Genomic DNA, 11,825 nt, shown 5'->3' on the forward strand with positions numbered 1-11,825 from the left:
GCGCTGACGCTCGAGAACCGGACGCCGTGGTCGCCCGCGCCGAGGGCGCGGCGTGGCGCAAGGGCGCCCCGCCGGATTACCACCTCTCCAACGAGGCGCTCCCGAAGGAGCGCGCATGCCGCCATGCGTCCGGCTCGCGCGAGGCCGCCGCCGGGACGCGCCGCTCCGGCGTCGGGAGCTCGCGCTCGTGACACTCGATAATACTTTCCAGAGTGGACGAGGCGAGATCCGTCTTCAGCGCGCTTGATCGTGGCCCCGGCGGCGGGCCTCGCGAGAGGCGGAGGCGACCGCCATTGTTTTCATGGATTGACGAGGTGTTGGGCTCGTTGGCGCGCATTGACGCCCCCGGCGACACCGAGGTATCACACGGCATGGGATTGACGAAGGACGCCCTCTTCTTCGACGCCCTCGCCGAGCACGCTCAGAAGAGCGTCGCCGCCAGCAAGCTCCTCCTGGAGATGCTCGACCGGATCGAGGACGCCCCGGCCATCGCGAGGAAGATCAAGGAGCTCGAGCACGAGGGGGACCGGATCACGCATCGCTGCCTCGCCGCGCTGCACAAGACCTGGATCACTCCGCTCGATCGGGAGGAGATCCACGCGCTGATCACCCGGCTCGACGACGTGCTCGACTTCATCGAGGCCGCCAGCGAGCGAATCGTTCTCTTCGAGATCCAGAGTGCGACGCCGGAGGCGCGCGGCCTCGCGGAGTCGCTCGTGGCCGCCTGCGACGCCATGAGCACGGCCACGAGCTCGCTCCGGGACGTGAAGGACGGCGCCCGACTGCTCGAGCTCTGCGTCGAGATCAACCGCCATGAGAACGACGCCGACGCGCACTACCGCGTGGCCCTGGCGGCGCTCTTCAAGCAGGGCAACGACCCGCTGCTCGTGCTGAAATGGCGTGACATCTACGATCAGCTCGAGAACGCCAGCGATCGCTGCGAGGACGTCGCCAACGTCATCGAGGGCGTGGTGCTCGAGCACGCGTGACGACCAGCGCCGTCGCCGCCCTCGCCGTGGCGACCCAGGGTCCGCGCCGGCTCGCGATGACGCGCCGCAGGGACCCGGGGGGCGGCGTCGACTGCGGGCAGCCCCTCGGCCCGCAGCGACCGCGTCGCAACGTGGGTCGGGTCGCGACCGTCGCGAGCTCCGCGACCGTCGCGAGCGCAACCTGGGTCGGATCGCCTCCGGGAGCTGCGCGTTCCGGCTGCGGTCGACGGGTTGAATCCCTGTCCCACGGCGCGCAACCAACCGGCATGAGCCATCGTGATGCACTGCGGAGGTCATCCTCCGGCCTGACCCGTCTCACGAGAGGCGCTGCCTCAGCGGTCCTGGTCCTCGCCATCGCGTGTGACCCATCGGCAGGCACGGGCGGCTCCGGGGGTGAGCCTGGGACCGGCGGCGGCGATGCGGTGAGCAGCGTGTCCTCGGGCGGTGACGGCGGCGAGGGCGGCGGCGCTGAAGGAGGCCACGGCGGCGGCGAAGGCGGCCACGGCGGCGGCGAGGGCGGCGGCGGCGAAGGCGGCCGCGGCGGCGAAGGCGGCCGCGGCGGCGGCGAGGGCGGCGGCGGCGAGGGCGGCGGCGGCGAGGGCGGCGGCGGCGAGGGCGGCGGCGGCGAGGGCGGCCACGGCGGCGGCGAAGGCGGCCACGGCGGCGAAGGCGGCCACGGCGAAACGACCGGCGCGCCGCGCTGGTCCGCGCGGTTCGGCGCCGCGGGCAACGACGTGGGCTACGGCGTCGCCGTGGACGCGTCAGGCAACCTGTACGTCGCGGGGTGGTTCACCGGGACCGTCGACTTCGGGGCGGGTCCGCTCGTGAGCGCGGGCGGCGAGGACATCTTCCTCGTCAAGCTCGATCGGCTCGGCAACGTGATCTGGAGCAAGCGATTCGGAACCGACACCGATGAGCGCGGAGGCGCCGTGGCCGTCGACGCCGCCGGCGATGTCCTCCTGACCGGCTCCTACGTCGCGAGGGATCCCAGCTTCTCGGACACGCCCCCGGCGACCCTCGACCTCGGCGGCGGCCAGCTGCCTCACGCCCCTGCTCTGAGCTTCATCGAGAACACCGAGCCCCTGTTCGTCGCGAAGCTCGACGGAGACGGCGAGCACCTCTGGAGCAGGGGGTATCCGCCTGTCGACGTGGCATGGGAGCCCCAGACGTACGATGTCGCCGTCGACGCGGCAGGCAACGTCGCGATCCTGTACGGCTCGCTGCACAGCAGCGGGCACCCGAGCCCCGAGGGGAACAGCGCCGTCAAGGTGCTCGACCCGTCAGGCAACCAGCTCTGGGAGGCGCAGAACGACCTGGGCGACGGGATCGAGGGGAGCGTCGAGTTCGACAGCGCCGGCCACCTCGTCGTGGTCGCCTGGCGGCATGACGGCTACAGCTCCGGATGCCCCTGCGACAAGGCCATCGTGGTGAAGAAGCACGACGGAGACGGCGCCCTGCTCTGGAGCAAGATCTTCGAGGGCGAGGACATCACGATGCTGGGCGGCGGCTCCGCCAGCAGCGTCGCGATCGACGCGTCGGACAACATCCTCTTCTCCGGCTATGTCGCGGAGGCGATCGACCTCGGAGGAGGACCGTTGCCCCCCGGGTCGACGTTCGTGGCCAAGCTGACGCCCGCGGGCGAGAATCTGTGGAGCAGGGTCGCCCCCCACGCCAAACGCCTCGCCCTGGATCCGGGCGGCAACATCGTCGAGATCTCCGAGGGCGCGGCAGGCCAGGGCTTTCGCCTCACGAAGCTCGATCCAGATGCGGCGGAGCTCTGGAGTCAGGATTTCGCCGGCGCCTTCGCGCGCCACCTGACGATCCACCGCGACGGGTGGATCGCGGTGACAGGCCAGCTGACCGGCACGGCCGATCTCGGCGGCGGCCCGCTCGTCTCCGCCGGCGCGACGGACATCTTCATCGCCGCGTTCGATCCCTGAGCCACACTTCGGGCCCGAGCGTGCTCCGCCTCGTCCCGCGGGGGAGCAGAGCTCAGGCGGCCGGCGAGGGGCTGGCGGGGTCTCTGGCACCCGAGCCTACGGGTAATTCACCTCGACGACGTTGCCGTAGGCGTCCACCGAGATTTCGAACTGCCCCCTCGCCAGCGCGGGGCCGTGTACATCAGCCATCGCGCTCGGGGAAGCGGCGGAGAACGCGCATAGCGCACAGGCCAGGACGACGGGCGTCGACGCACTCACGACAGCTTTACGCGTCATCACTGGCCCCCTCAACTATATGTCTCCCCTATCATGGCATGAAGCAGAGACGTTGGCGCCATCCATTTGGACGTTTTCGTGCGAAGAGGCCAGACGACGAGCATCTGTGCCGGACATAGCAGGCGTATCTCGCCGAGCGCGACGCTCTCTCTTCTTCACGCCCAAACCGATGATGAATTCAAAGGACGCTCGCGCCGGCGACTCCGCGGCAGAGAAAGCGGACCTCCGGGACAATGGCGCGAGGGGCCGTGAATCTGAAGAGATTCACGCCGCGCCGCGGGATTCTCTGAACCGGGAAGAGCGCTTCACCTCCGACGCAGCCAAGTGGCAGGACGGCGACATCCCCCCTGGATTGAGCGCTGTCCGGCGGAGGTCGCGAGCGGCCCGAGCCCTGCCGATGGCCGGATCTCGCGGGGGTGAGCTCCGCCGGCGCGCCGGAGCTCGGCGCCTGCGCAGCGCACCCGCTTCAGCCGGGGCCCGGGCCGGCGTCGCCGCCGGGCGCCGCCACGGGTATCCGCTCGGACTCCCAGGGGAAGAACCCCCGCGCGCCGATGCACGCGTCGGCGATCGCGTGGGCGGCGCTCGTCCGGTCTTCCAGGGCGGCGGCCTCGAAGAACCGGCGCGCGGACCGGGCGACGTCCGGGTCGCTGCGATCGAGCTCGGCGAAGAGCTCCTTGGTGCGGGGCAGGACGCCGTTGCGCGCCCGGAGGTGGTACCGGAGCATCGCCAGCACGGCCTCGGCGAGCAGGGCGGTGGCCATGACCGGGTCGCGCTCGGCGACGTCGACGGCGTCTTCGAGGAGCGTCGCCGCGCTGTACCGCTCCCACGCGTCCTGCTCCGGCGTGAGCTCAGAGCGCTTCGCCAGCCACGCGGCGGCCTCCGCCCGGAGCTCGTCGAGGAGCGGAGACCCGAGGACCGGAAAGCCCGTGGCGATCATGTGGGCGGCGGACGGCCGTGCGCCCTGGTGCTCGGCGGCCCAGTACTCGCGGACGGCCGCGGGCGGGTTCACGAAGATCTCCACGGGGACGTCCTCCCCGAACCAGCGCTGCAACCGCTGCTTGTACGGGGCGCGGTGGATCACGAAGAGATCGAGATCGCTCGACCGATCCCCGTGGCCGCGGACGATCGATCCGGCCGCCACGATGGCCAGGGGCTCGAATCGCTCGAGCACGAAGCCGACCGCCGCGCGGAGGGCGCTCGCGTACCTCGGCGACAGCTCCGGCCAGAGGCATCGCGCGAGAGCGTCGGCTTGCGCGTCGGGGGTCACCGGGATCGTGCCCCCGCGGCAGCTGCGCGGCCGCCGCGCGCGGCGGCGACGTCCGGCCGCGCGACCGGACGCCGCGCAGACGGACGCCGCGCAGACGGTGCTGCCGACGTGATCGACGGGTGCCTCCTCGCCATGACGAGGATCGCACGGTAGCGCCGGAGGAGAGCCGGTTGTCAAGCGGGACCGAGGTCGGAGCCTGCCGGCAGCCTCGATCTGAATTCTTTTTCAACCGGGAGCCTGCCGACAGGTAATGGTCAGTTTTGACCCGCAGTGGTCAACATTGCCCGATGACCGTGGCGACTAGGGATCTCGCCGCGTAGGGTCGGCCGCCAGGAAGTGCAGCCCGCGGGTGTTACGAGCACCCCGGGCTGCGTGGCCGAACCCCGATCACGCGAGGTCCGACGATGCAGTTGTACCTGATCCCATCCGATGGTGGGCAAGGCGAAGGTGCGCCCGCGCGCCGCCGCCGTCCCCGTTCCCCCGCGCTCCGCCTGACTGAGGCGGAGCGCATGCGGCTCCGCGCCGCGGTCCGCTCCCTGCGTTCGCTCTACGGCACCTGGGCATGCCTCGCCGAGGTGATGGGCGTCAGCGCCGGAACGCTCCAGCAGCTCGCCAGCGGCAACGGCGGGTCGCACGCGATGGCCCTGCGCGCCGCGAAGGCCGCGGGGGTGAGCCTCGACCAGATCCTCGGCCGGCCCGTCGTCGCCGGCAGGTGCCCGACATGCGGGAGGGCCGGGTGACGAAGCGGCGGAAGGGAGCTCGCCGCCCGCCTGCCGCACGACATCCCCGGAAGAAGCCGACGATGGAGGCGATCCTGGCCGAACGCGGGATCGTGCTCGCCACGCTCGCGGGCATCCCGAAGCGCGACCGCGCCGACGTCGAGCAGCAGGTGCTCCTCGGCGCGTGGCGCTCCGTGAAGCGAGGCAAGTACCGGCCCGACCCGAGGGACAAGCCGCGCGACGCGCTCCGGAAGTGGCTGCACGGCATCGCCTGGCGGCAGGCCGCGCACTACTTCGACAGCGCGTGGACGCGCCGCGCCGTCTTGCACGCGGAGCCGCTCGGCCTGCTGCGCGAACACACCGGCCCGAGCCTTGAGGCACAGCTCCAGGCGCGCGAAACGCTGGAGGCGCTCGCGCACCTGCCGGACTGGCAGCGGGAGATCCTGCTCGCCGTGGACCTTCCGGAGTCGCTCGTCGCGTACGCGCGGTCCCGCGGCATGCACCCCGGCACAGCGGCGAGCCGGCTCAGGATCGCCCGCGAAGCGCTGGCGCTGAAGCTTCGGCGGTGGCGCCGATGAGCAAGCCAGGCGCTATATACTCGAAACTACAGCACAATGTAGCTGTTAGCAGAAACTAACAAGTGAGCATTGCTGCTCAAAACTAGATAGGGCATGATGCCCCAGGCAGCGCCGGGCGTGTCGCGATCGCTTGACGGTCGGAGCGACGCGTGTGTAGGGTGCATCCGGCAACTGACGTCGCCCAGGTAGCGGAAAAGACAAAAGCCAGCGGGTAGCGACCGCTGGCTCCGTCCCGACACCGAAGCGTCGTCACGGTGGATTAGGCCCCACCGCATCCGAATCTGTATCTAGACTAAGCTAGGTGCAGACGTCAAGGGGCTTGATCCGCTTTTTGCCAGCGGAGCAATCATGGCCCCTCGACGTCACATGAAGTCTGTCCATTCGCAGACTTCAACTGGTCATCTTCTTCTCTTCAAGCTCTCGTTCGACACTTCGGACGAACCGCCGCGCGTGAAGCTGCACCGGTCGATGAGGCAGCTCGTTCTGCCCATCTTCGGTCCGGGCTTCCCTCCGCCCCTCGATCCGAGCCTGCGTCGCGTAGAGCGACCGCGCCGCTATCGGCGTAGCTAGTCGTCCAGGTCACCGAACAACGAGAGCTGCCCCCGCCTCGGCTTCGGGGCGGGCGGCGGCTCCGGCTCTGTGGGCGCCACAGGCGCAGCCGGAGCGGACCCAACCAACCGGAGGAAGCCCCGGCCGTTCGGCAGGGCCCTGGCGGGCGCCGTAGGCGCTCCCGCGGGCGGCTCAGGCAGCTTGAGCGCCTTCGGCTTCGGCGGCTCCGCGGGTGCCTCGGAGAGCGCCAGGGCGACGAGCTCCTCGATGCTCCACACGTGATCAGTCAGTCCGGCCTCCATGGCGGGCGTGACGCGCAGGGCTTCGTGCGGGCGGCAGAAGTTGTAGAACGCCATGTGCAGCGCGACAGCCGCCTTGTGGTGCGGCAGGCGCTTGCTGAAGCCGTTGCAGAGCCGGGTGAAGCGGCGGATGTGCATGCGGATCGTGAGGTTCTGCCGCTCGACGTGGCTCGTGCTGGCGCGCTTCACGTCGGGCACGCCGTAGACGGGCGTGCGCGTGATGAACGGGTCGCGCGGCGGCTCGTACCTGTGATCGTCGTCGCGCCTGGCCTTCCGGCTGTAGTTCTTGACGACCTGGGCGTAGTCGACCGAGCCCGCGAACGAGTCGCCGACCGCGGCGATGTAGGGCTGCCAGCCGTCGCTGTAGAGCTGCGGGACGGTCACCAGCCGGGCGCGCAGATCCGCGATGAAGGCGCGCGTGTTCTCCTCGTCGCGCTTGCCCACGCGGTACGAGATCACGAGCTTCGACGCGCTCGCCATGCCGACGAAGACGTATGCCTCACCGACCTCGGGCGAGTCGCCTGGCTGCACGCGCGCCTGCTTCTTCTGCACGTAGCTCCAGATCTCGTCGACCTGCACCGCGCGGCAGTCGACGTCGCGCACCAGCCGGTTGTGCAGCCGCTCGCAGCCCTCGCCGACGCGAAGCAGCAGCGCCAAGATCGCCGGCTTGCACACCTCCGTGAGCCGTGACGTGGGGCGGATGCCCGCTCCCTCAACAAGATGAGCCACGACCTCGACGCGCTTCGTCATCGGCAGCACGTGTGCCATGCAGGGCCTTGCCTCTCCCCAAGCGGGGGCCCATGCTGCACGTGCGTCGTGCGCAGGGCGGCCCAACCGCTCGGCGTTCCGCAGCCCTGTCTCCGGGGACCAGCCGGGGGCAGGGCGCTTTGCTAAGTACCCTGCAATGTAGCACAGAAAGCCTATGTTTCCCGGAGTTTTCGTGTAGCTATGATGTGGACTGTCATATCCATCTTGCGCGATTACAGCCTGTTTAGCGGCTCTTCTGCGCGGTCAGTCGCGAGCGCTGACGGACAGCGCCAGCCCCGTGGTGGGGTCGCTGCGCGCGTGCGGCTCATCCTGGAGAAGGGGGCGGACGGTGCGCGGGAGAGGACGCTGCGCTTCGGGGGGCGTCGCTCGTCAAGGCGGTGCGGGCTCGGTTGGTCAATTTTGACCACCACCTGCCGACAGCCCCGCACCTGAATTCTTTTTCAACCGAGAGCCTGCCGACAGGTGATGTATTGGATCGGCCGTGCTAGCCGTCGTGGCATACACGCTTGCGGCCGGTCTCACCCACTCCGATATACTGGATCGACGACGGCGCCCGGCGGCGCCTGGGGAAGACTGCCGCCGGGCGCCCTCCTTCACCTGCGCGGCGGCATGATGCGCCGCGCCAACTTGGCCTCCCGGATCATGGCATCCAGGACCGGCTTGGGAATCGCCGCGATCTGAGCGGCAGCCGACCTCAACGAGGCCAGCTGAACTCCGCTCATGGCGATTCCATGCTCCAACACCTTGTAATTCTTGAGAAATTCCTCTGCGTTGATGGCCATTCGGCACCTCCGATGAGGCGCACTTGTCCCTTGACGCGGAATGCAAACTATGAAATCACTCTGACTGTGACGCACCAGCGCGTTTCCGCATGGGGGACACCCCTGCGCCAGGGGGCCGGCCTCGTTCGTACCGGGGCCGACCTCCGACCTACTCGCTCGAGGAGCGGATGTTTGCAAGCGTCAAGATGGATCCACAGCGATCCAAGTGGCGCCCGATCAGCGCTCGGGTGCACGTCCACGGCGCGGCGTCAACCTAATTCGCCATGTGACATATCTCGACCGATCGAGCCGCGTTCAGGCTTCAAATCCCGGAGTTTCGCGCTACTTTGTGAGGACAAAGCAAAGCGCCCCGCCCTCGGCTGCAACCGAGAGCGGGGCTGCGAAACATCCGGCGGTGGGCCCGCCGAACGCGCATCGCACCGCGAGCATGGGCCAACGCCGGGAGAAAGGCAAGCCGTGCCCGCACCTCTCCCGCTGGAGACGCGCATTCGCGTCGTTTCTGCGCTCTGCGAAGGCAACTCGATCCGCGCGACTGCGCGCATGGTCGGGATCGACAAGAATACCGTGATGTCCCTCGCCCTCCGCGTCGGCGAGGGCTGCGCCCGTCTCCACAACCGGATGATGCGCGACCTGGCCGCCCACGTGATCCAGGTCGATGAGCAATGGAGCTTCGTCCAGAAGAAGCAGTCTCGCGTGAAGCCCGACGAGCCGGAGGAGCGCGGCGACGCCTATCTGTACGTCGCACTGGACGCGAACACGAAGCTGGCGATCTCGTTCCACGTCGGCAAGCGCGACGACGTGAACACGCACCTCTTCATCGAAGATCTGCGGTCGCGCCTGTCCGTCGTGCCGCACATAACGAGCGACGGGTGGCAGTCGTATCCGAACGCCGTCGGCTGGAACTTCAAGGGCGCCGTCGACTACGGCCAGTGCGTCAAGAACTTCAGCAAAGGCGGTTCGCAGCGCCCGGATTATCGGTACGAGCCGCCGCGCGATCCGTTCATCACGAAGAAACCGATCTTCGGCGCACCGCGTGATGAGCTCCTGTCGACGTCCTACGTGGAGCGGTTCAACCTGACCACGCGCCACACGGTCGGCCGCACGCGCCGTCTCTGCCTCGCCTTCAGCAAGACGCTGCGCGGGCACTGTGCCGCGGTGGCGCTGGGGATCTGCTACTACAACCTGGTCAAGATCCACGGCTCGCTTGGGACGACGCCGGCTGTAGCGGCGCGCGTCGTCGAGCGCCCATGGACGTTGGCGGAGCTCGTGACCGCTGCGCTGGCCGAGGGCGAGACCGCGGCACCCGAGCCGCAGCCCCTCAAGCTCCAGGTGCGGCCCGGCGCAGAGGAGAAGCCTGCGCGCGAGCTCCCTGGGGGCCGCGGTTTCCTCCGACTGGTGTAGTCATGAGCGGAGACCGTTCGACAGACAGCCGCTCTTCCTACGATGCGCGCACAAATGAGGGAGTGTACGCGCTCGCTAGGAGCGTATTCGCTCAATCCGAAGCTCTGCGCGCGGCTCCGGTTGAGGCATCTCTATACGATATGCTCGACGACATCGCGCGGACATGTGATCCAGAAGAGCCTTCAAGCGGTTGACTATTGTGGTCTCTCACTGCTGATTATTGCCGACATCGCCTTTTTGATAAGCGAATCCGCGACGTCTTTAGCCTTGTCAAAAGCCTCTTCGGACGACAGAGACACCACGTCGCCGTACTCTATTGTACCGATCTCGGCGTACTTGTGCTTCACACCGCTATACGTTGTTGAGATGGCAACGATCATGCGAACGCTAAGATCAAAAGGATCTAACGTGTTTGCCACTCCGACCAAGATCGCGGCTTTGCTATCGTTGCGCTTGCCGGACGTCTTCGGATGCCTAAATGATAGGCTGTTCACTTCTGTTACGTCCCACGCGCCGACTCGTACTCTCGCGCCGAACTTGCGCTCTGGCTCGAGCTTTTGCAGCTTCGCGGCCATTGATTCAAAGATTGGAGAAAATGCAGCTCTGCCGAGATTCTTGATGACCTCTGCTTGCTCTGCCTGAGTGACGAGGTCTCTTTCTCGATCACTCACCTGCTGCTGCAATTCTGCATCTGATTTCTCGGCTAGACTCAGCACCTCGTCGATCAGGTCGTCCAGTTCCTGCGTCATGTAGTCTCCCGCTCGTGAGGGGTCGTACGGAAGCCTTCCCCTTGACGGCGAGAGCGCGCCCGGGCACCATGATGACGCGCGGAAGCGCCCGCTAACGAGGGGTCGGCGGTGGGAGGCCGGGTGGTCAGACCCGGCCTTTCGCTTGTTGGACGACAGCGTCGATCCGGAGCGCAGTCAAGCGGGTTCTGCCACCGGATCGATCAGATCAATCGGCAAAAGCCGGACAAATGGAACGGATGGTAGATCCTGCGTCAGCGACGCCGGAGGACGCGAGCGAGGGCCGCGCGGGCGATGCGCAGCCGGCTGGCCGCGGTACCCGGGCTCATGCCGCGCGCCTTCGCGTACTGGACGATCGACGCCGGCAGGTCGACGGCCAGGAGCGCCTCGCGCTGCCACGGCGGCAGGTCGGCCAGGGCTCCCAGCGCCTCGCGCGCCTCTACCTGCGCGTGCAGGTTCGGGCCGGCGAGCTCCCGGAGGAGGCCGAGCGGCTCCGCGTGGAGAACGGCGCGGCGCACGTACGCGCTGCCGAGGTAGTGCCCGGCCTTGCGCCACGCGATGCCGTAGAGCCACGCGCGGAGCGCCTTGCGCGGGTCGGCCTTCGGGTCCGGGCGGTACATCCCGCGGCGCACGGACCGCCACGCGCCGATCACGATGTCCTGCTCGACGTCGGCGCGGTCGCGCGCGGGGATGCCGCTCGAGACCAGCACGGCGACGATGACCGAGCGCTCCGCGATGAGCGCGTCGATGCTCGGTCGCTTCCTGGGATGTCGCGCGGCAGGCGGGCGACGAGCCCCCTTCCGCGGGCGCTTCACCCGCTCCTCCCGCACGCGGGGCAGTGGTCCGCCGACGCCGGCCGGCCGAGGATGCGATCGAGCGTCGTCCCTGCGGCCTTCGCGGCGCGCAGAGCCATCGCGTGCGACCCGCCGTTGCCGCTGGCGAGCTGCTGGAGCGTCCCGGCGCTGACGCCCATGACCTCGGCCAAGCAAGCCCAGGTGCCGTAGAGAGCGCGCAGGTTGCGGAGGGCGGCGCGGAGCCGCATGCGCTCCGCCTCGGTCAGGCGAAGCGCGGGGGATCGGGGGCGACGGCGGCGCACGGGCGCACCTCCGCCTTCTTGCTCGCCCGAAGGCGAACGGACTACGGTCAGCATGTCGGACCTCGTTGCGGCGAGAGTTCGGCCACGCGGCCCGGGGTGCTTCCAACACCCGCGGGCCGCACTACTTCCGGCCAGAGCCTACGGACGGATCACGAGGTCACAACAGATATCGACATTCCGGACACCGCATCTTCGGATGCCGGACACTCGACGTTTCAAGGGTGCAATTCCGGACACTACCTGCCGACAGCCCCGCTCTTGAATTCTTCTTCAACCGGGAGCCTGTCGGCGGCCCCCACCTGAATTCCTTTTCAGTCCGGCGCCCGTCGGTGCTGCAGCGCGAGGTGCGACGCGAGCCCCCGCCCCCACGTACAGGACACGGGGTCTCCTCCTTCGAGGCCTTGACATGCCTGAA

At 68.6% G+C, this 11,825-nt stretch carries 12 protein-coding genes; 6 read left to right on the plus strand and 6 right to left on the minus strand.

Going from position 1 to position 11,825, the window contains the following annotated elements; all coding sequences use genetic code 11:
• The first annotated feature begins 26 nt into the window (after positions 1-26).
• The 3 genes from NQZ70_RS22775 (at position 27) to NQZ70_RS22785 (ending at position 2,929) form a co-directional block, all read left to right on the plus strand.
• A complete protein-coding gene (locus tag NQZ70_RS22775; RefSeq protein WP_165374112.1) occupies positions 27-191 on the plus strand; it encodes a hypothetical protein in 165 nt (54 codons plus the stop codon).
• 180 nt (positions 192-371) lie between these two features.
• Entirely contained in the window at positions 372-989 is a 618-nt protein-coding gene (locus NQZ70_RS22780) for a DUF47 domain-containing protein (protein WP_129576069.1), read from the plus strand.
• A 422-nt stretch (positions 990-1,411) separates the two neighbouring features.
• On the plus strand, positions 1,412-2,929 hold the full coding sequence (locus NQZ70_RS22785; RefSeq protein WP_165374113.1) for an SBBP repeat-containing protein: 1,518 nt from the start codon (positions 1,412-1,414) through the stop codon (positions 2,927-2,929).
• Between the two features lie 742 nt (positions 2,930-3,671).
• Here NQZ70_RS22785 and NQZ70_RS22790 read toward each other — a convergent pair.
• Positions 3,672-4,472, minus strand: a complete 801-nt coding sequence (locus NQZ70_RS22790; RefSeq protein WP_207217927.1) for a nucleotidyltransferase domain-containing protein — start codon at positions 4,470-4,472, stop codon at positions 3,672-3,674.
• Positions 4,473-4,981: 509 nt separating this feature from the next.
• Between NQZ70_RS22790 and NQZ70_RS22795 the strand changes: the two genes are divergently transcribed.
• Both NQZ70_RS22795 and NQZ70_RS22800 read left to right on the plus strand, forming a co-directional pair.
• Entirely contained in the window at positions 4,982-5,212 is a 231-nt protein-coding gene (locus NQZ70_RS22795) for a transcriptional regulator (protein WP_237244456.1), read from the plus strand.
• Positions 5,209-5,769 carry an RNA polymerase sigma factor gene (locus NQZ70_RS22800; protein WP_129575124.1) on the plus strand — a complete coding sequence of 187 codons (561 nt, stop codon included), beginning with the start codon at positions 5,209-5,211 and terminating at the stop codon, positions 5,767-5,769. Before NQZ70_RS22795 ends, NQZ70_RS22800 begins: the two co-directional genes overlap by 4 nt.
• A gap of 566 nt (positions 5,770-6,335) precedes the next feature.
• Here the strand turns inward: NQZ70_RS22800 and NQZ70_RS22805 are convergent.
• Together NQZ70_RS22805 and NQZ70_RS22810 are read right to left on the minus strand one after the other, a co-directional pair.
• The gene (locus NQZ70_RS22805; RefSeq protein WP_129581398.1) at positions 6,336-7,367 is read right to left on the minus strand and encodes an IS1 family transposase; all 1,032 of its coding nucleotides are present in this window, start codon (positions 7,365-7,367) and stop codon (positions 6,336-6,338) included.
• 611 nt (positions 7,368-7,978) lie between these two features.
• Positions 7,979-8,167 carry a hypothetical protein gene (locus NQZ70_RS22810; protein WP_129576071.1) on the minus strand — a complete coding sequence of 63 codons (189 nt, stop codon included), beginning with the start codon at positions 8,165-8,167 and terminating at the stop codon, positions 7,979-7,981.
• 567 nt (positions 8,168-8,734) lie between these two features.
• On the opposite strand from NQZ70_RS22810, the gene NQZ70_RS22815 reads away from it, so the two are divergent.
• Positions 8,735-9,568 carry an IS1 family transposase gene (locus tag NQZ70_RS22815; protein ID WP_237245533.1) on the plus strand — a complete coding sequence of 278 codons (834 nt, stop codon included), beginning with the start codon at positions 8,735-8,737 and terminating at the stop codon, positions 9,566-9,568.
• Positions 9,569-9,762: 194 nt separating this feature from the next.
• On the opposite strand, the gene NQZ70_RS22820 is transcribed toward NQZ70_RS22815, so the two are convergent.
• The 3 genes from NQZ70_RS22820 to NQZ70_RS22830 all read right to left on the minus strand — a co-directional run bounded on the left by NQZ70_RS22820 (position 9,763) and on the right by NQZ70_RS22830 (position 11,464).
• Positions 9,763-10,317 (minus strand): hypothetical protein, encoded by a 555-nt coding sequence (locus tag NQZ70_RS22820; protein ID WP_129576073.1) that lies wholly within the window; start codon positions 10,315-10,317, stop codon positions 9,763-9,765.
• Positions 10,318-10,568: 251 nt separating this feature from the next.
• A complete protein-coding gene (locus tag NQZ70_RS22825) occupies positions 10,569-11,129 on the minus strand; it encodes an RNA polymerase sigma factor (RefSeq protein WP_129576074.1) in 561 nt (186 codons plus the stop codon).
• A complete protein-coding gene (locus NQZ70_RS22830; RefSeq protein WP_129576075.1) occupies positions 11,126-11,464 on the minus strand; it encodes a transcriptional regulator in 339 nt (112 codons plus the stop codon). Before NQZ70_RS22830 ends, NQZ70_RS22825 begins: the two co-directional genes overlap by 4 nt.
• Positions 11,465-11,825: the final 361 nt, after the last annotated feature.

This window comes from Sorangium sp. So ce836 (genome assembly GCF_028553905.1).
In the GTDB taxonomy this organism is placed as follows: Bacteria; Myxococcota_A; Polyangia; order Polyangiales; family Polyangiaceae; genus Sorangium; species Sorangium cellulosum_D.